The following is an 18,642-nucleotide window of genomic DNA, read 5'->3' on the forward strand; positions in this document are numbered from 1 at the left end:
GAATTGTCATTTATTCGTTCGTATATCACATAAAGAATATCGTAATAAGTAAGTTGCAAAATTTGCTATAAAAATGAATTCTTAATCACTAAAAATAGCCTATATTAACCAGACTGAAATAACAAAAAGAGCTTGCAGTGGATTCGCAACAACGCCCGGTTATCTTTGGCAATATTCCTAGACTTCCCGCTAAATGGGCACTGATAATTATCCCTTTCATCCTGTCCTGCCTGATGAGCGGTATTATTTCTTTCATTAATATGCTGCGTACTTTGGGCTGGATTGAAGGTTTTATTTCATTATGGCTGCACAACTGGATGATTTCCTGGGCGTTCGCTTTTCCGATCGTGCTGCTATTGTTGCCATTCGTGCGTAAGCTCACTGGCTTATTGGTGGATATGAGTGGCTCACAACTACCGAAGTAGATTTATTGATTGCATACAACTCACGCGTTGATTGAGTTGATTTACCTGCCGATTTTGAAAAGTATACAGCTGGCCCGAATGATCAATTTTCAGGACTCTGGCTTGCACTAGAGCAAGCCGGAAGATCTCCAGCTTTTTGAGATTAAGCAGGACAAAAGGATTACCAAGATTGTTCTAGCAGGAACTACACATGACCTTGTACTGCTTAAAACACGCTTAAGGTTTCCTACGGTTCTTATCTGGCAAATAGAAACTTGGACGATAGCTCAATCCCTGAGATTTGAGCATAAGCTAAGAATCAAAGCACATATTCGACAATGGCCCGGATAATCCCCAATACCAGGCCGATAAAGGCCCCGACCACCACACCGTTGACCCGGATCATATGCAGATCGCCACCGACCTCATTTTCAATCTTGTCAATCATTTCACGTGAATCCCATTCATGAATCCGTTCACTGATAAAACGGATGACTTTCTCGCTGTATTGATCACTTAAGTCAACTGCCATATTACTCATACGGTTATTCAGTAATTCACGGACTGAACTGTTGGAAATGATATTTTCACCCACTTGCTGAATGGCAATACGTAGATTCTCTGCAATACCGGAATCTGCTTTTTCCAGATCTGCCTTGATCGCATCACAGAGAATCACCACGGCACCACTAATGAAGTTCAGTACCTGTGGGCTGTCCAGCAGGGCATCTTTGGCAGAATTTAGACGTTGACTGGCATCGCTATCATTGTCAGCCAGTTGCAGCATCAGCTGATGGGCAGACTCTTCAATCTTTAAGCGCCAAGGATGATCCGGATCTGCCAGCATGGCTTCGACGCGCTGAATTACCGAGTCGATACTGCGCTGTTGCACGTCAATCCCGATCCAGCTGGCACCCTTTGCCAATTTCCACACCCCCATTTCCTTAAACAGGGTACGGGTCAGTTCACGGGTCTGCTCCGGATGTGACGTCATCCAGGCATGTACCAGATCGAGACCACGTTGCAATACGTCCTGATGGAAGTCATTTTCCAGCACGGCACGTAGCATCTCACTGGCCAGATGATTGATCTGGGTGCTTTTCACCCATTGCACACTATTGCTCTGAATAAAGCCGGAAATCTGTTCCTGACCGACAAATTCAAAGATCCGTGGAGCAGTCTGCTGGATGACCTGAGTCACCTGACGGTTATTCTCCGGATTTGCCAGCCAGCGGCCTGCTGCCAGGCTCAGGTCGGTACTGGCCAGACTACGCTCCACAATCTGGGGAGACAGGAAGTTTTCCTGCACAAAGCGACCCATCGACTCGGCAATACGGGCCTTATTGCGTGGAATGATCTCGGTGTGGTCACGCAGAAACCTAGGAATGGGCAACTTGCCAAAAGGATTGCGGAACAGAACGGTAATTGCGTACCAGTCTGCCATTCCACCTACCACACCCGCTTCTGCAGACAGCATCAGGATATGGATCAACCATACATATTCTGGCATTAATTTGGCAGTGACCATCAGTGCCAGCCAGGTGACGACAGCCACAATTAAGGCAATGGTGGCAAAACGTTTACTGCGTTGCAGGCTCGGTGAACTGGTCTCTGTCTGCATAAAGACTCCTATTTAGTCATAGTCACGGGCTGTGGCTGCAGTATCTCACCTGTTGGGCTCAGACCATATTTAGCGCCGAGCGATTGTAGAATCAAGCGAGCATCGAAGGCATCTTTGGGTGCCTGTCCCTGTTTAAAGCATTCAATCGTATAGGCAATCTGTGCTGGCTCTAAAGTGACACGATATGGCATGTCATAGAAAGGATCAGGCCAATAAAATGGATGCCGACGATAATAGCCATAGGGATATGGCATGGGTGTGGGATAGACGATTGCTTCACGCGGAGGTCGTTGGGTACGGTTGCTTGGATCATCCAGCACCCGAAAGAACTGGAAACCATTCTGTATAGTCGTCTGGGCCGCCTTAACTAAGGTAATTTCTTCAGCTGTCCCAAAGCTCATGTTTGGACGCGCCTTGAAACTGATCCGGTAAGTCTGGGCATTGAGAGGTGTAGTACTGTACTGGCCGAGCTGATCAAAGGTCAGTGGTTTGGAAGGGGTCGTTGCACAGCCTGAAAGCAGGGCAGTGCTTGCAAATGCTAAGGCGATGATGGTCTTCTTCATCTTCGTTCTCCTGATGGGGTGATCCAGCGACAGCAGTACCTGAAAATACCTAAAAACTGCTATCCGGCTGGGTCAGGAAACTTAATTCTTCCTCGGTAGATTCACGGCCCAGAATCTGGTTGCGATGTGGGTAGCGTCCAAAGCGTTCGATAATGATTTTATGCTTGATTTCATATTCGAGATTAGACGGATTACCGAGGCGTTGAAATAGTTTGAAGGCATATTCATGAATCAGTCTGGATTCACTGTGCATGAACGGCATATATAAAAAAGCCCGCTGTTCCGGACTGAGCTGCTTGTCCAGATCCAGACTAATGGCTTCCTGTGCCAGAGCTAGAGCCAGGCTATCCTGGGCAAAAGCACGTGCAGTACCCCGAAAAATATTGCGAGAAAACTGGTCCAGAACAATGATTTCTGCCAGACGGCCTTCAGCAGTTTTACGCCAGGACCATAATTCAGCCTGACTTGCCTGTTCCAGAATTTCTGAAAATTGCTCAGTCAAACTTTGGTCGAAATGGTCGCTTTTGGCAAACCAGTTCGGCTGGGTTTCGGCACTAAACCAGAAGTCCAAAATATCTTGATAATTCATAAGGTTTACAATTCGTTAGCATTTATTCGTTAATAAAATCACAAATTTCACATGTCTTATAGAGAAAGTTTGTGTTAAAAATTTGCGGAATTAAAATCAATGATTTGCCTGAAAAGCAGGCAGGGTGTAATGTGCGGATCTAAAATCACGTTATACTCTTATAAAATGATGATTTTATATTAATAGTTTAGCCCATTAAGCGAGATTGTAATGAGTCAACCTGAATCGACCAGCCAAGCTGTATTACCAACTTGGGTGGATTCGTCGCTCATCAAGGGGATGCTGCGCGGAATTGAGCGAGAAAGCCTGCGTATGCAAGGTAATGGCTTTCTGTCGCAAAGGCCGCATCCTGTAGCACTAGGTTCAGCCCTGACTCATCCGCATATCACCACTGACTATTCTGAAGCTTTGATGGAGTTTATTACTCCGCCAAAAGACAGTATTCGTGGCGCTTTGGATTACCTGATGGATATCCATGCCATCGTACATCGCAAACTGGAAGATGAAGAAAAGCTGTGGCCGATGTCGATGCCATGCATGCTCGATAGCAGCGATGACAGCATTCCACTGGCGCAGTACGGTTCTTCCAATATTGGTTTATTCAAGACACTTTATCGTCGTGGTCTAGGTGTGCGCTATGGTCGCCGTATGCAGACCATTTCGGGCGTACATTATAATCTGTCTTTCCCGGATCATTTCTTCGAAGCGTTACAGGCCAACGAAAGTGACGCGTCACTGCGTAACTTAAGCCTGCAGGATTACCGTAGCCACCGTTATATGGGGCTGATCCGTAACTTTATCCGACTGACACCATTGGTGATGTTCCTGGTTGGTGCTAGCCCGGCAGTGTGCCAATGCTTTATGACCGGACGTGATCATCAACTGTTGCCACTTACTCGTGGCACCTTATATACCCCATATTCAACTGCATTGCGCATGGGCCGTTTTGGTTATCAGAACTCAGCCCAAAAGCAGCTCGGTATTCATTACAACAACTTGCAGGACTATCTGGAAGGTCTGCAAAAAGCAGTTAAAACACCATATAAACAATTTACCCGTCTGGGCCTTGAAGATGCAGCAGGACAACCAATTCAGATCAATGATCATGTGTTACAGATCGAAAATGAATACTACAGTCTGGTACGTCCAAAACAGGTGCCAGAAGCCGGTGAAACTCCATCACAGGCACTGGCAAATCGTGGTATTGGCTATGTGGAACTGCGTGCAGTGGATGTCAATCCATACAGCCCGATCGGGATTGATGAACATACCGCAGGCTTCCTGGAAGTAGTTGCACTGTACTGTTTATTGCAGGACAGCCCGGCACTGCTCAGCGATGAGCAGGACATCATCGAAAAGAATCAGGCTGAAGTGGTCAATCGCGGTCGTGCTCCGAATGCGGCTATTCTGGAAAATGGTCAAAAATATCTAATCGAAGACTGGTGTGGAGTTCATCTGGCGCGCATGCAGCCGCTGGCAGAATTATTGGATGCAGCATATGGCAATAATCTTTACACGACGGCCATGAAGACCATGCAAATCCGTGTTGATGAAGTCGATGCGACACTTTCTGCGCTTGTGGTGGGTGATATTCGTAAGCAGGGTGGCATGTGGCATTTCGGCCAGGTGCTGGCACAGCAGCATGCTGCGGTTTATCAAGCGCATCAGCTCAGTAAAAAAACCACTGCATATTTTGATGAATTATCACAAAAGTCCTTGCAGCAACAGCAGGAACTCGAGCAAGATAGCAGCATCAGGTTTGCTGAATATCTCGCTCAATTTCGATAAAAAACAAGAGGATCGACCATGAAATGGGGTTACCGCTTCGTGAGTGGTGCGTTATTTGCCGCATCCGTGATGGGGATGGCATTTGCATTATATCTAGAACATGTGCAGGGCCTTGAGCCTTGCCCGTTGTGTATTTTTCAGCGTATTGGCCTGATTGGTCTGGGGATTATTTCTTTCATTGCTTTCTTGCATAATCCGAAAGCAAATGGCATGAAACGCCTGTATGCCTTTTTAGGATCACTGAGTATTTTGTGGTCCGCAGGTGTCGCCGCACGTCATGTCTGGCTGCAAAACCTGCCGCCGGATAAAGTCCCAAGTTGTGGTCCGGGTCTGGATTACTGGCTGGAAACCTTGCCAATGAAGTCGGTGTTCCAGCAGGTACTTAGCGGTTCAGGTGAATGTGCCAAAGTGGACTGGACTTTTCTGGGGCAGTCTTTACCGGTCTGGTCACTGGTATTTTTCTGTATCTTGTTGCTGGTCAGTTTATGGCAGTTATTCCGTAAATATCAGACGGCGCCAGTCAAATGCCTAAGAGATAAATACTGATGCAAATAAAAGCCCTCATTTGAGGGTTTTTTTTATAACTGAATCAGGTCAGAGCAATGCCTTCAACACTTTCCAGATCCATCATATATTCATGGATCTGGTCAAAGACTTTGTCCTCCACACTCGGATAGAACCAGCGCACGATCTGTTCAGCCACTTGTGGGTGAAACCGGATTTCAAAATGGTTCAATCCATAGAAAATTGCTTTATGGGAGTCTGGAACTTTCAACTGAAAACGCGGGTTCGGATGCTCACCCAGTGCACTTTTGACACTGACCAGATAATCCCCAATCACATTGCGGGTGCGGTTATGCCGGTTTTCATATTCAATTGTACCGGCCACCAGATAGGTCTGGATATGTGATGGAATCGGTGCCGGCTTACGGTTATCATCCATCAGGCCAATCCTGACTTCATTATGTTCCCAGTCATCATCCCGAACACTGCCGTGGCGCAGATCCAGAATGCCATTACTGCGGATATTCACCACATGACCAATGATCTTTCCAAACGGGAAGCGTCCCAATTTATCCTGCAGGCTAAAACCAAAGCGCTCTAATGCTGCACCATGATGTGGTGAGCCGAGGCAGACCAGATTGTCGACCATATTGACCCATTCATAGACATGCTGTTTGCCATAGAACAGGGCACTACGAGCGACTAATCCGCCCATACTGTGTCCGATCAGATCAATACTGCTAATGCCGGGATTCCGGGTGATCAAGTCATGCAGGGTATTGGCCAGACTACGGCCATTGGCGGAGATACGGCGTCCGGAATTATAGTTGAGGTACAACATGGTATTGTTATCACGCTGCGACAGCAGCTTTTCACCAATGCCTTCATGCTTATGATTGGACCAGGTCAGATGATTCATGCATAAACCATGCACGAATATAGTAATCCGGCCAGTCAGTTCGCCCTGCTGTAGTGAGGTATAATGATCATAAACCACCATCGGCAATGCCATCGGATTTTGATGCTTGAGCAGATAGTCGCCAATGATGCCATTTAGCACACCAACCAGAAAATGCAGGCTCGGCGTCAGCGGCTTGTCATGCAGACGTGGGAATCTGGTAATAATACGGCGTAGTCCAGGGGCAACCATGGTATTGCCATAGTGAAACAACAGGTCATAGGAACGTTGATAGAGCCGGACAATGGCAGGCAGGTTCTGGATTTTTTCTGAATGACGTTCACTTAAACCAAAGAAACTATATAAGATTTCACGCTGGATAGTCTTGATCAGTTCTTGGGCAACATCATTAAACCGCATGGTAACAAGCTGAGCAAGTCCTTCCAGTACATCTGCCTGGGTAGGAGGAGTACGATCCCACTTGCAATAGGTTTCATGCAATGGCGTTAAGCTTGTCATCGGATCCGTTCCTTTCATCAATGCGAATATCTGAGACCTTTCTTTTTAAAGATGTTCGCGGTATAAATTCTTCTGAACTTTGATGTTTCTAATTTTTCTGGGAATATTCTTAAAATACCGAGGAACGTGAAAAACTGCGGTGTTTTTTGTCGGACAATTCACCAAAAACAGATTAGATAACGATGATCCATCTCTCATATATAAAATAGATTTTGATTAAAATATAGGCGTTTTTTATTAATAATTGATGAATGTCATTTACTTACACGGCTTTCGAAGCAGCGCTGCCTCGATCAAGGGCCAGCTGCTTCAGCAGTATTGCGAAAAAAATCCACATATTCAGGTGCATTTGCCAGATCTGAACATGTCACCTGTGGATACGATTCAGCACATGTCAGCGCTGATTGAGTCACTGGACCATGTAAGCTTGGTGGGCAGTAGCTTGGGGGGATTTTATGCGACACATCTGGTCGCCAAGCACAGTGTGCCGGCTGTACTGATCAATCCGGCCATGCGACCATGGCAGCTGTTCCGCGAACTGTTCGATGATGAGCTGCCGTTACAGGTGCATCCGAACTGGCGTCTGGACGATTCACATCTTGATCAGCTGGAAGGACTGGCACTGCCAACTGCACAAGATGCAGACAAAATACTGGTACTGTTACAACAAGGCGATGAAGTTTTGGATTATCGTGAAGCACATCGCTATTATAGTGCTGCTCATCCTCCGGCGATGCTGATGACTGAGGCCAATGGCAATCACGGGATGGATGATTTTGCGGAGAAGATTCCGCTGGTGTTACAGTTTTTATTGGACTGCATAAAAAAGGAAACCGAATAACGTGTCTCAATATACGGCTCAATCTCTTGAAGTTCTGTCTGGTCTGGACCCGGTCCGTCGTCGTCCGGGCATGTATACCGATACCACTCGTCCAAACCATCTGGCGCAGGAAGTGATTGACAATGCTGTGGATGAGGCACTGGCTGGACATGCCAACAAAATTACCGTGACAGTCTATAAAGATGGCTCGTTATCAGTCGAAGACAATGGCCGTGGTATGCCGGTGGATATTCACCCGGAATATGGTCAGAGCGGGATTGAAATCATCCTGACTAAACTGCATGCCGGTGGCAAGTTTAGTACCGATAATTACCAGTTCTCTGGTGGTCTGCATGGTGTCGGGATTTCAGTGGTCAATGCGCTGTCGACCCGTGTCGAAGTAGCCGTACAACGTCAGGGTAATCTGTACAAAATGACCTTTGAAAATGGTGAACCGGCAGGTCCGCTGGAAGTGCTGGCAGGTAAGGCACCTAAACGCGCGTCTGGGACTACGGTGCAGTTCTGGCCAGAGGCCAAATACTTCGATTCACCAAAATTTGCCCTGAAAGCCTTAAAACATAATCTTAAAGCCAAAGCCGTTCTGGCCGCGGGTTTAGAGATCAATTATATCGATCAGATCAATGACGAGAAGATCACCTGGCAGTTTGAAAATGGTCTGGTCGACTATCTGATGGATGAGCTGGAAGACCGTGAAATTATTCCAGCACCAGCTTTTGTCGCCACAGGTGACGCAGAGCGCGCCAGCGCAGAATTTGCCATTTGCTGGAACGTTGAAGGCGGTGAAAGTGTTCAGGAATCCTACGTCAACCTGATTCCAACTGCGCAGGGCGGCACCCATGTGAATGGTCTGCGTTCGGGTGTGACCGATGCGATGCGTGAATTCTGTGAATTGCGGAATCTGTTGCCGCGTAACATGAAGCTGTCTGCCGAAGATGTCTGGGACGGCGTGAACTATATCCTGTCACTGAAATTCCAGGAACCGCAATTCTCAGGTCAAACCAAAGAACGCCTGTCGAGTCGTGAAGCGGTCGGGGTGGTGCAGAATATTGCTAAAGATGCCTTTGCATTATGGTTGAACCAGAATTCAGATATCGCCATGCAACTGGCTGAAATGGCCATTTCCAAAGCAGGACGCCGTCTGAAAGCGGCCAAAAAAGTTAAACGTAAGAAAATTGTTGCGGGTCCAACTTTGCCGGGGAAACTGTCGGATTGTGTAGGCCATGATCTCGATCAATCTGAATTATTTATTGTGGAAGGTGATTCTGCCGGCGGTTCAGCCAAGCAGGCGCGTGATAAGAACTTCCAGGCCATCATGCCGATTCGAGGTAAGATTCTGAATACCTGGGAGGTCTCTTCTGATGAGGTGCTGGCGTCTCAGGAAGTACACAACATCGCGATTGCCATTGGTGTTGATCCGGGTTCGGATGACCTGTCTGAACTGCGTTATGGCAAGATCTGTATTCTGGCCGATGCCGACTCGGATGGTCTGCATATTGCGACCTTGCTGTGCGCACTGTTTGTGAAACATTTCCCGACGCTAGTCGAAGAAGGCCATCTATATGTCGCAATGCCGCCTTTATTCCGGATCGATGACAACAAAGACGTGCACTATGCTTTGGATGAAGACGAGCTAAATAGCATTCTGAAAAAATGCAAAACCAAGAATCCGCAAATTACTCGATTCAAAGGTTTGGGTGAGATGAATGCCAGCCAGTTACGTGAAACCACACTTGATCCAAACACACGTCGTCTGGTGCAACTGGACCTGGATGATGCCCATCATACCGCAGGTTTACTGGATAAATTGCTGGCGAAAAAACGTGCCAGTGACCGCAAAGACTGGTTAGAGCAAAAAGGTAATCTGGCAGATCTGGTGGTTTAAACTACCGATTTTAAGCAATCAAAAAATCCCGCCAGAGCGGGATTTTTTATGAATCAAGATTAGACATCGCATAAAGAACAGTTAACGCCGCGGCAATTATGTAAAACCGAGCTGCGTGCGCTATTTTTGTTGGTACCGGGTCCTTCTACCAGAGGCCCTGCAAGTTGTTCAGCACCTGAACCCGGACGCCATTTGCTTTTCATATTAATTTGCTGATGACCAGTAATCATCGGTTTAGCTAAAGTCTGCTGTTGGCAATAATTACATTCAATCGTATCGGTCGAGATACGGGCAATTGGAACCCGTTGTTCAAAAATTCCCTCGCAATGCTCACAGCGGAAATCATATAACGGCATTTCTGTACTCCTGTAGCATGAAGGCCTTAAATTAAAAAGACGAGTAGCCGAAAGTTTTAAGTTGGATGACTACCCGTTGCGAAGCTAAAACAACAATAAATTGTAAAACTAGCGTTTATGCCCCCAGAATTTGTCATCGTTCAGTGCACCCTGAGGAAGGATGTTCTGCTCGAAGATTGAAGTTGGCAGAGATACAGTACATGCACAGTTTGGAATATCCACGATACCGCCGATACGGCCTTCAACTGGTGCCGCAGTCAGTAACATATACGCCTGTGAGCCGGTAAAACCAAAATTCTCAAGGTATTTAATCGCTTTTAAACATGCCTGACGATAGGCCACAGTGGCATCCAGATAATGGTTTACGCCATCTTCAACACTGATGCCTTCAAAGGTCAGCCACTGGTCATAAGCCGGACGGACATTACTCGGCACAAAGATTGGAGAATCGATATTGTATTTTTCCATACCGCCCTTGATCAGATCGAAGCCCACACGGGTAACACCATCCATTTCGATCGCGCCACAGAAACCGATTTCACCATCTCCTTGCGAGAAGTGCAGATCGCCCATCGAGAAGCCAGCACCTTTCTGATAAACAGGGAAGTAAATACGGCTACCGGCTGCCAGGTCTTTAATGTCCGTATTTCCGCCATGTTCACGTGGTGGAACAGTGCGCGCAGCTTCTGCTGCCATACGGTCGAATTCGGCACCTGTTACGCCACGCAAAACGGCAGTACGCGGATCAGGTGGGTTGGCTTGGCCTTTAGGCACCAATAGTGCCTCACGACGGTTCCACTCTTTTAGCAGGTCATGTGAGGGTAAGGTTCCCATCAGGCCTGGGTGTTTGAGGCCGGCAATACGCACGCCCGGAATATGACGTGAAGTCGCAAATAAGCCTTTTAAATCCCAGATGGCTTTATCAGCTTCAGGGAAATAGTCAGCCAGGAAGCCACCACCATTTTCCTTGGCAAATACGCCAGAGAAACCGACATCTGAAATTGGCTGAATGTCGAGCAGGTCAATTACCAGCAAGTCACCTGGTTCAGCACCTTCTACATAGAAAGGTCCGGTCAATGGATGGGCACGGGTCAGGTCGACATTTTTGACATCAGAAATGTCATCGGTATCCTTAATCTGCGCATCCAGGAAATCCAGACTTTCAATCAGGATTTCTTCACCCGGTTTTACCGAAGTCAGAAATGGCAAATCCGGATGCCAGCGGTTATGTCCAATTTCCGCCTGTTCTGCCAGCGGAACCCCCGGTTTAATTTTAATATGTTGCATGTTTTATCCCCTGTGTTGAGGTCGAATAAAGCTAGTTTTTGATGTTATTGCCCGTGTCATCCATGATGAACAGCGGATCTTCGATCACGCTTTCAACAGGAACTGACTGAACCTGGATCGTTTTGCCGTCATAATCAATGATGATTTGACCGGCTTCTGGATGCTGAATAAAAAACCTGGCGAGTTGTGGCTCAACCAGAACCCGAAAGCGGCGACTCAAGCCTCGTGCACCGAAGCGAACATCGTGTCCGGTAGATAGAAACTGAGTTGCAGCGGGTGTAAGTTCAACCGTGCGGCTCTGCTTACAGAGTCGCTGATTCAGTTTCTCGATTTCCAGGCTGACCAGTGTTGGCACAAAATTAGCTTCTACCGCTTCATAATTCAGAATGCGTTCAATACGATTCAGAAACTCTGGATCAAATTTCTTGTACAGGGCGCGTTCGGTAATCTGGCTGTCATCCAGTTTGGCCAGTCGGGCCAGTTTTTGAATAGGCTTTGGAAGCTTGGCCAGCTGTCTTAAGCGTGCCTGAGCATCTTTGGCGCCGACGTTACTGGTCATAAAGATCATACAGTTTTTGAAATCCAATACTTTGGTACCCGCGGTCAGCCTTAAGGTTCCGGTTTCCAGAACGTTGAGCAGACCGCGAATGACTTCGGTACTGGCTTTTTCAATTTCATCAAACAGCACAATACCTGGCTTGGAAAAACTGCCCTGAATATGGGCTTCATCAAACAGGGTATTGCCTTCTTTAGAGCCGACATAGCCTGGAGGGGCACCTGTCAGTGCCGCAGCATAATGTTCCTGTGCCAGTGTGTTCATGTCGATCCGGCAGAATGCATCGGGCTTGCCATGGATTGCCTCAGCAATCAGCCGAACCGTTTCAGTTTTCCCCACACCCGTCGGTCCTAGCATCAATGTGACTGCCAGTGGCCGGGTGGGAGCATTAAAATCTGCCTTGACGGTTAAGAGCATGTTTTCAATTTCATCCAGTGCGGCACGCTGCCCAATGATATGACCACGGACATGCTGCATGACTTTTTCAGGATCAAAGCTAAAGCGAGAGGTACGTGCAATACGTTCTTTGCTCTGCATCTCATAACGCTGTTTGGCCAGGGTTTCCTGATTGGCACTGATGCGGTCGCTGGCAAATGTCATATCGAATACCTCCTCTCAGACCAAACTTAAGATGCTTCTTTTTCTAAGCCTTCATGTGGCAGATTGCCGATTGGGCATTCTGCAACACCGATGGTAGAGCGGGTAATTTTTTCCACGTTCTCTTGCGCTTTTTGAGCATCCAGAACCCAGGTTTTGTAGAAGTCGAATGGACAGTCCGCAACGCCTTTATCGCCGTCACCATTGTTATAGACACCGGTATAGCCGCGGTGCAGTAATTTAAATAAATGGTTTTGTGACTGGTCGTATTTACGTGCATCACGAATTTCATGCAGTGACAATTGCGCGTATTGGATGCCGTTTTCTTCTGTACCACATTCACCCAAGGTACGGCCGTCGAAGCCGACTACTGCTGAGTGACCGAAGTAGGTGTAGACCCCATCAAAACCGGTACAGTTGGCAACAGCAACATAAACGTTATTTGCCCATGCCATGCATTTCGCCATATTGATCTGCTGATCTGCAGCCGGGTACATATAGCCTTGGCAACGCACGACCAGTTCAGCGCCTTTCATGGCACAGTCACGCCAGATTTCTGGATAGTTACCGTCATCACAGATGATCAGTGACATCTTGATGCCCTTCGGTCCTTCAGTCACATAAGTGGTATCACCTGGGCACCAGCCTTCAATCGGGCACCATGGAATAATCTTGCGGTATTTCTGAACGATTTCGCCCTTGTTATTAATCAGGATCAAAGTGTTATAAGGCACCTTGTTTGGATGTTCCTCATGTTGTTCACCGGTAATCGAGAACACGCCCCAGACGTTGGCTTCAATACAGGCTTGTGAGAAAATCGCGGTTTCATCGCCTGGAATGGTGGCAGCGGTTGCCATCATCTCGTCATGGTCGTACATAATGCCCATGGTGCTGTATTCGGGAAAAACAATCAGGTCCATACCCGGTATACCCTGTTTGATTCCTTTCAACATTTCAGCAATTTTTTTTGCGTTCTTAAGCACTTCCGCTTTAGTGTGCAAACGAGGAATTTTGTAGTTTACAACTGCCACACCTACTGTATCTGGGCTGCTTGAGATATCACCGTGACGCATTCAAATTTCTCCAACTCTTTTATCGATTCAACTTTATGATTCGAGTGTCGCGTGAAATGCGTTACAGCAAAATACGTTGAATTGCGTATATGGAGGCGTAGACTGAAAGGAATTTTTAAATGTGAATAATCAAATAAAATATTAAAATTAGCTGCCGATTAATTAAGTGAAATAGAAATTAAAAATCCCCCGACGAATCGGGGGAGGTGGAGAAAAATTACAGCCAGATTAAACAGACAGATATTTACTGATGGTGGTCTCATCAACATTTTCACGGACATTTTCATAAGCAAAGCGACCTTTGTCGATCACCAGGAAGCGATCTGCCATCGCCATGGTGAAACTCAGTACCTGCTCAGAAACCACAATGGTCAGATCACGCTGATCCCGAATTTCTTTCAGAGTTCTGGCAATGTCCTTGATGATAGAGGGCTGAATCCCTTCCGTTGGTTCATCTAGCAGCAGTACTTTAGGATTAGTCGCTAAGGCACGAGCAATTGCTAATTGCTGTTGTTGCCCACCCGATAAGTTTCCGCCTTTACGTTTGCGCATATCCCAAAGCACAGGAAACAGCTCATACAGGTCATCCGGTACTTTGCCATGGGCAGAAGCCGGTAAACCGGTCTGGATATTTTCCAGCACCGACATGGTGGAGAAAATCATCCGGCCTTGTGGCACATAAGCCACACCGTTTTCTACACGCTGGTAAGGATCCAGTTTTTCCAGATTCTTGCCATCCAGCTTGATTTCACCTTTGGTATTTTTAATATCACCAATCAGGGTTTTAAACAGGGTGGTTTTACCCATGCCGTTACGGCCCATGATCGCTACAATTTCCTTCGGCTGGATCTTCAGTTCCAGGTCGTGAATCACCTGACTTTGTTTATATCCTGAACACAAAGCATTAATTTCTAATAATCCGCTCATAGTGGCCTCCTTAGTGTCCCAGATAAACTTCAATCACTTTTGGATCATTTTGTACATCGTCCATTTTTCCTGCTGCCAAAATTTTACCCTGGTGCAATACCGTGACTTTGTCCGCAATGGTTTTGACGAATTCCATATCATGTTCAATCACAAGTACAGAACGTCCTTTACTGATTTCCCGTAATAATTGGGCTGTCTGCTCACGCTCTGACACACTCATCCCCGCAACAGGTTCATCTAACATGAGTAGTTCAGGATCTTGCATCAGCAACATACCGATTTCTAGCCATTGTTTTTGACCGTGAGAGAGCAGGCCTGCCGAGGTATCCAGCAGGTCAGTCAGGAAAATCTTGCCAGCAACTTCACGAATACGCTCATCGACATCTTTGGTACGTCTGAAGAACAGTGCACCAAAGACATTACGGCCACGCGGGAAGGACATTTCCAGGTTGTCATAGACCGACAGATTTTCATAAATATTCGGGTTCTGGAATTTACGCCCAACCCCTTTACGGACAATGTCGAACTCTTTCAGTTTGGTCAGTTCAATATCATTAAACTTGATCGTGCCTGACGTTGCTTTGGTCTTGCCGCAGATCAGATCCAGCACTGTGGTTTTGCCGGCTCCATTGGGACCGATCACCACATGGACTTCGTTTTTATCCAGATAGAAGTTGAGATCACTGACTGCCTTGAAACCGTCGAAGGACACGGTGAGATCTTCAATGACCAGAACTGGTTTATTCATTTCTACGCCGACTTTATTCATTTCACACCTCCTTCCACAATTGGATCGATCGTTTTATCCGGATCACTACTTGGCGGTGGCGAAGTGCTGTCGATCGGTTTCTTTTTCAGGAACAATGGACGGACATATTTTTCATACAGACCCGCTAAGCCATTTGGTAAGAACATGACCACACCGATGAACAATGCACCGAGGAAGTACAGCCATATTTCAGGGAAGGCTTCAGAGAAGTAAGTTTTACCCAGGTTCACCAGAACAGCACCATACACTGCCCCAATCAGTGACAGACGACCACCGACTGCAGCCAGAATGACCATTTCAATCGAAGGTACGATGCCGATAATCGTTGGTGACATGAAGCCGACTTGCAGGGTAAACATCGCACCACCAATAGATGACACCACAGCTGCGAAACAGAAAATGAATACTTTGTACATGGCCACGTCATAGCCAGAGAAACGTACACGTTCTTCTTTGTCACGCATCGCAGAAAGTAGACGTCCGAGTTTAGAACTGAGGACAAAACGGCTGATCATGATCACTGCAATGAGCAGCAGGGCATTGATGTAGTACAGGACATATTTGGCTTCATCGGTACGGATATCCCAGCCATGCAGGGTTTTCAGGTCTGTAATCCCGTTAATGCCGCCAGTGAAACCTTGTTGACCAATAATCAGAATGGTCAGGATCGCTACAATGGCTTGCATGATGATCGAGAAGTACACATCACCGACACGACGGGTAAACATCGCGAAACCGATAATGAAGGCAAGCAAGATTGGAATGATGATGATGGCAAACAAAGTAAACCCGAAGCTATGGAAAGGTTCCCAAAAGCCTGGCAAGCTGGTGATCTGGTTCCAGTCCATAAAGTCTGGAATTCCTGGCGTGGTTTGCGCTGCTGTAGATTGCATGTCTGAAGCTTCAAGTTTCAGGAACATGGCCATGCAGTAGCCGCCAATGCCAAAGAAAATCCCTTGACCTAAACTTAAGATACCACCGTGTCCCCAGCACAGAACCAGGCCGATTGCGACAAAAGCAAAAGTCAAATATTTACCCATCAGATTCAGACGGAAAATATCCAGGAACATTGGCATGACTAGCAGGATCAGTACGGCAAGAATCACCAGACCAATCGCACCTTCTTTACCGCCTAAAAAGGCATTCATTAGATTCTTCATAATATCTCTCCTGAATCCCTATTTACGTACTTTGATTGAGAAGAGACCCTGAGGACGCAGCATCAGGATGATGATGACTGTAGCTAGTGTCAGGACTTTAGCGACAGAACCAGAAAGGAAGAATTCCAGGATAGATTGTGCCTGCGCGATACTGAATGCAGAGGCAACAGTGCCAAGCAAGCTTGCAGCACCGCCGAAGACCACGACTAAGAATGTATCAACGATATACAGCGAACCGGCTGTTGGACCAGTAGAACCGATGGTTGTGAAAGCTGCACCGGCAATACCTGCAAGCCCACAACCCAAGGCAAAGGTTAAGCTATCAACACGTTTGGTATTGATCCCGACAGCACCACTCATAAAGCGGTTCTGGTTGGTTGCACGAAGCTGTAAACCCCAGCGTGAACGGTAAATCAGAAAGTAGACAAATGCAGTGACACAGAGGGTAACGCCCACCAAGAACAAACCATTGATAGGAATATCGATGGCTTCCGTCGGTTGGTAAGAACCCATTAACCAGTCAGGTAAAGTCGGGCTGACTTCCTTAGGGCCGAAAATAGAACGGAACAACTGCTGCATGATGAGGCTCAAGCCCCATGTTGCAAGAAGTGTATCGAGTGGCCGTTGATAGAGCCGGCTGATCATGAGCCGTTCCACCATGTAACCGATAATGCCTGCTGTGAGGAAGGCTGCAATGATTGCAATCAGGAAATAGTAAGGTAGGAGTTGAGGGAAAAAACTTTCAGTCAGTGTGGAAATGAAAAATGTCGTATATGCACCAATGGTCAGAAACTCCCCATGTGCCATGTTAATTACGCCCATTTGCCCAAAGATAATTGCAAGGCCGAGCGCCATCAATAACAGCACACAGAACACAGAGAGACCATTAAAGCCTTGCATGGCAAATATTGCACCGAATTCTGCAAATGATAGATCCATCGCATCATCCTCCAAGCTTTAAAAAATTGTGTGGAATAAAAAGATCAGGAGAATGGCTTCCCCTGATCATGTGGCTGTTAACTCAGTAACCTTTAGGGAATGGGTTTGGTTTGATTAGACCTTTAGACTCGTAAACAACCTTGAACTGACCATTTGGTTGCACTTGACCAATACGTGATTTGCTCCATAAATGGTGGTTCGGGTCAATTTTCACATAGCCTTCAGGCGCGTTTTTCATTTCTAGGCCTTTAGATGCTGCAGTCACTTTCGCGACATCGAAGCTACCGGCTTTTTCAACTGCTGCTTTCCATAACCATGGACCTAGGTAGGCTGCTTGTGTTACGTCACCTACCACCGCTTTAGGACCATATTTCGCTTTAAAGGCTTTTACGAATGCAGCATTATTGGGGTTATTCAGGCTTTGGAAATATTTCATTGAAGAGTAGAAGCCCTTCATATTTTCGCCGCCAATCCCCAGCAATTCATCTTCAGTCACTGAAAGGGTAAGCAGTGTCTGTTTGTCGCCTGTTACACCCGCAGCTTTCATTTGTTTGTAGAAGGATACGTTCGAACCGCCCACAACTGCTGCAAAGATGGCATCTGGTTTACGCAGTTTGGTTTTGTTGATGAGGGAGCCGAATTGTGTATGGCCCAATGGATAGTATTCTTCGCCGACCACTTTGCCTTTCAGTACTTTCTCGATGTGGGTACGGGCAATTTTCATGGTGGTGCGCGGCCAGATGTAATCAGAACCAATCAGATAGAAGGTTTTGGCTTTTTTCTCTTTTGCTAGCCAGTTCAGTGCTTCAAGTACCTGTTGAGTTGCTTCCTGACCGGTGTAGATCACGTTTTTAGATTGTTCTAAGCCTTCATAGAAGGTTGGGTAGTAAAGTAGAGAGTTGTTGCGTTCAATAATCGGCAATACGGCTTTACGAGAGGCTGAAGTCCAGCAACCGAAAATTGCAGCAACACGGTCTTTTTCAGACAATTTACGTGCTTTTTCGGCAAAAGTTGGCCAGTCAGATGCACCATCTTCCTGAATAATTTTGATCTGTCGGCCGAGAACACCGCCCTGTTTATTAATCTGTTCAATTGCCAGACGTTCTGCCTGGATTGAACCAGTTTCAGAAATCGCCATGGTGCCGGTTGCTGAATGTAGCTGACCCACATACACAAACTTGTCATCGACTTTAAGTTTGGTGGTATTGACCTTTGCTGTTGCAGGAGCGCTGGCATTGGTTAGTACTGGTGCCAGCAGGAATGGAACAGCAAGTAAACCTGCCAGTAATCCAGATGTCTTTACTTTTGATTTCAAGCTCATGTCGGGCTCCCCTATAGAATTTGATGTGCTGGTGCGCTTAATCATTGG

The 18,642-nt window shown here is 46.7% G+C and carries 18 protein-coding genes; 5 read left to right on the plus strand and 13 right to left on the minus strand.

Features of this window, described 5'->3' with window-relative positions; genetic code table 11:
- The first annotated feature begins 137 nt into the window (after window positions 1-137).
- A complete protein-coding gene (locus C3420_RS01675; RefSeq protein WP_048882148.1) occupies window positions 138-425 on the plus strand; it encodes a DUF2798 domain-containing protein in 288 nt (95 codons plus the stop codon).
- Window positions 426-723: 298 nt separating this feature from the next.
- Here the strand turns inward: C3420_RS01675 and C3420_RS01680 are convergent, their stop codons facing one another.
- From C3420_RS01680 to C3420_RS01690, 3 genes are read right to left on the minus strand one after another with little or no spacing between them, the layout of a single operon-like run.
- A complete protein-coding gene (locus C3420_RS01680; protein ID WP_048882149.1) occupies window positions 724-2,025 on the minus strand; it encodes a DUF445 domain-containing protein in 1,302 nt (433 codons plus the stop codon).
- Window positions 2,026-2,033: 8 nt separating this feature from the next.
- Window positions 2,034-2,588 (minus strand): CC0125/CC1285 family lipoprotein, encoded by a 555-nt coding sequence (locus C3420_RS01685; protein ID WP_048882150.1) that lies wholly within the window; start codon window positions 2,586-2,588, stop codon window positions 2,034-2,036.
- 49 nt (window positions 2,589-2,637) lie between these two features.
- The gene (locus tag C3420_RS01690) at window positions 2,638-3,177 is read right to left on the minus strand and encodes a DUF924 family protein (protein WP_004813851.1); all 540 of its coding nucleotides are present in this window, start codon (window positions 3,175-3,177) and stop codon (window positions 2,638-2,640) included.
- Window positions 3,178-3,387: 210 nt separating this feature from the next.
- Here C3420_RS01690 and gshA point away from each other — a divergent pair, with 210 nt between their 5' ends.
- Both gshA and C3420_RS01700 read left to right on the plus strand, forming a co-directional pair.
- Entirely contained in the window at window positions 3,388-4,965 is a 1,578-nt protein-coding gene (gene gshA / locus C3420_RS01695; RefSeq protein WP_103799777.1) for a glutamate--cysteine ligase, read from the plus strand.
- Between the two features lie 18 nt (window positions 4,966-4,983).
- Window positions 4,984-5,511, plus strand: a complete 528-nt coding sequence (locus tag C3420_RS01700) for a disulfide bond formation protein B (RefSeq protein WP_103799776.1) — start codon at window positions 4,984-4,986, stop codon at window positions 5,509-5,511.
- A 43-nt stretch (window positions 5,512-5,554) separates the two neighbouring features.
- On the opposite strand, the gene C3420_RS01705 is transcribed toward C3420_RS01700, so the two are convergent.
- Window positions 5,555-6,886: a hypothetical protein gene (locus C3420_RS01705; RefSeq protein WP_103799775.1), complete on the minus strand. Its 1,332-nt coding sequence runs from the start codon at window positions 6,884-6,886 to the stop codon at window positions 5,555-5,557.
- Window positions 6,887-7,133: 247 nt separating this feature from the next.
- On the opposite strand from C3420_RS01705, the gene C3420_RS01710 reads away from it, so the two are divergent.
- Together C3420_RS01710 and parE are read left to right on the plus strand one after the other, a co-directional pair.
- A complete protein-coding gene (locus tag C3420_RS01710; RefSeq protein WP_103799774.1) occupies window positions 7,134-7,727 on the plus strand; it encodes a YqiA/YcfP family alpha/beta fold hydrolase in 594 nt (197 codons plus the stop codon).
- A gap of 1 nt (window position 7,728) precedes the next feature.
- The gene (gene parE / locus C3420_RS01715) at window positions 7,729-9,609 is read left to right on the plus strand and encodes a DNA topoisomerase IV subunit B (protein WP_103799773.1); all 1,881 of its coding nucleotides are present in this window, start codon (window positions 7,729-7,731) and stop codon (window positions 9,607-9,609) included.
- Window positions 9,610-9,668: 59 nt separating this feature from the next.
- On the opposite strand, the gene C3420_RS01720 is transcribed toward parE, so the two are convergent.
- The 9 genes from C3420_RS01720 to urtA all read right to left on the minus strand — a co-directional run bounded on the left by C3420_RS01720 (window position 9,669) and on the right by urtA (window position 18,594).
- A complete protein-coding gene (locus tag C3420_RS01720; protein WP_004813845.1) occupies window positions 9,669-9,965 on the minus strand; it encodes an FmdB family zinc ribbon protein in 297 nt (98 codons plus the stop codon).
- Between the two features lie 108 nt (window positions 9,966-10,073).
- On the minus strand, window positions 10,074-11,252 hold the full coding sequence (fmdA, locus tag C3420_RS01725) for a formamidase (protein WP_001163819.1): 1,179 nt from the start codon (window positions 11,250-11,252) through the stop codon (window positions 10,074-10,076).
- 31 nt (window positions 11,253-11,283) lie between these two features.
- Window positions 11,284-12,408, minus strand: a complete 1,125-nt coding sequence (locus C3420_RS01730; RefSeq protein WP_048882154.1) for an AAA family ATPase — start codon at window positions 12,406-12,408, stop codon at window positions 11,284-11,286.
- Between the two features lie 26 nt (window positions 12,409-12,434).
- Window positions 12,435-13,478, minus strand: coding sequence for an aliphatic amidase (locus tag C3420_RS01735; RefSeq protein ID WP_004777704.1), 1,044 nt, complete (start codon window positions 13,476-13,478; stop codon window positions 12,435-12,437).
- Between the two features lie 228 nt (window positions 13,479-13,706).
- The gene (gene urtE / locus C3420_RS01740) at window positions 13,707-14,405 is read right to left on the minus strand and encodes an urea ABC transporter ATP-binding subunit UrtE (RefSeq protein WP_004756673.1); all 699 of its coding nucleotides are present in this window, start codon (window positions 14,403-14,405) and stop codon (window positions 13,707-13,709) included.
- A 10-nt stretch (window positions 14,406-14,415) separates the two neighbouring features.
- Window positions 14,416-15,174, minus strand: coding sequence for an urea ABC transporter ATP-binding protein UrtD (gene urtD, locus C3420_RS01745; RefSeq protein WP_048882155.1), 759 nt, complete (start codon window positions 15,172-15,174; stop codon window positions 14,416-14,418).
- The gene (urtC, locus tag C3420_RS01750; protein ID WP_048882156.1) at window positions 15,171-16,334 is read right to left on the minus strand and encodes an urea ABC transporter permease subunit UrtC; all 1,164 of its coding nucleotides are present in this window, start codon (window positions 16,332-16,334) and stop codon (window positions 15,171-15,173) included. Before urtC ends, urtD begins: the two co-directional genes overlap by 4 nt.
- A gap of 18 nt (window positions 16,335-16,352) precedes the next feature.
- Entirely contained in the window at window positions 16,353-17,273 is a 921-nt protein-coding gene (urtB, locus tag C3420_RS01755; protein WP_000365952.1) for an urea ABC transporter permease subunit UrtB, read from the minus strand.
- Window positions 17,274-17,355: 82 nt separating this feature from the next.
- Window positions 17,356-18,594, minus strand: coding sequence for an urea ABC transporter substrate-binding protein (gene urtA / locus C3420_RS01760; protein ID WP_048882157.1), 1,239 nt, complete (start codon window positions 18,592-18,594; stop codon window positions 17,356-17,358).
- Between the last annotated feature and the right edge of the window lie 48 nt (window positions 18,595-18,642).

The organism is Acinetobacter sp. ACNIH3, from assembly GCF_002918965.1.
GTDB lineage: Bacteria > Pseudomonadota > Gammaproteobacteria > Pseudomonadales > Moraxellaceae > Acinetobacter > Acinetobacter schindleri.

Excerpts from the sequence above, each read along its gene's own strand:
- C3420_RS01680 (WP_048882149.1), bottom strand. The coding sequence starts at position 2,025 with ATGCAGACAGAGACCAGTTCACCGAGCCTGCAACGCAGTAAACGTTTT.
- C3420_RS01710 (WP_103799774.1), top strand. The coding sequence starts at position 7,134 with ATGAATGTCATTTACTTACACGGCTTTCGAAGCAGCGCTGCCTCGATC.
- C3420_RS01685 (WP_048882150.1), bottom strand. The coding sequence starts at position 2,588 with ATGAAGAAGACCATCATCGCCTTAGCATTTGCAAGCACTGCCCTGCTT.
- C3420_RS01700 (WP_103799776.1), top strand. The coding sequence starts at position 4,984 with ATGAAATGGGGTTACCGCTTCGTGAGTGGTGCGTTATTTGCCGCATCC.
- urtE (WP_004756673.1), bottom strand. The coding sequence starts at position 14,405 with ATGAGCGGATTATTAGAAATTAATGCTTTGTGTTCAGGATATAAACAA.
- C3420_RS01690 (WP_004813851.1), bottom strand. The coding sequence starts at position 3,177 with ATGAATTATCAAGATATTTTGGACTTCTGGTTTAGTGCCGAAACCCAG.
- gshA (WP_103799777.1), top strand. The coding sequence starts at position 3,388 with ATGAGTCAACCTGAATCGACCAGCCAAGCTGTATTACCAACTTGGGTG.
- C3420_RS01730 (WP_048882154.1), bottom strand. The coding sequence starts at position 12,408 with ATGACATTTGCCAGCGACCGCATCAGTGCCAATCAGGAAACCCTGGCC.
- C3420_RS01720 (WP_004813845.1), bottom strand. The coding sequence starts at position 9,965 with ATGCCGTTATATGATTTCCGCTGTGAGCATTGCGAGGGAATTTTTGAA.
- C3420_RS01735 (WP_004777704.1), bottom strand. The coding sequence starts at position 13,478 with ATGCGTCACGGTGATATCTCAAGCAGCCCAGATACAGTAGGTGTGGCA.
- urtC (WP_048882156.1), bottom strand. The coding sequence starts at position 16,334 with ATGAAGAATCTAATGAATGCCTTTTTAGGCGGTAAAGAAGGTGCGATT.
- urtA (WP_048882157.1), bottom strand. The coding sequence starts at position 18,594 with ATGAGCTTGAAATCAAAAGTAAAGACATCTGGATTACTGGCAGGTTTA.
- C3420_RS01705 (WP_103799775.1), bottom strand. The coding sequence starts at position 6,886 with ATGACAAGCTTAACGCCATTGCATGAAACCTATTGCAAGTGGGATCGT.
- urtB (WP_000365952.1), bottom strand. The coding sequence starts at position 17,273 with ATGGATCTATCATTTGCAGAATTCGGTGCAATATTTGCCATGCAAGGC.
- fmdA (WP_001163819.1), bottom strand. The coding sequence starts at position 11,252 with ATGCAACATATTAAAATTAAACCGGGGGTTCCGCTGGCAGAACAGGCG.
- urtD (WP_048882155.1), bottom strand. The coding sequence starts at position 15,174 with ATGAATAAAGTCGGCGTAGAAATGAATAAACCAGTTCTGGTCATTGAA.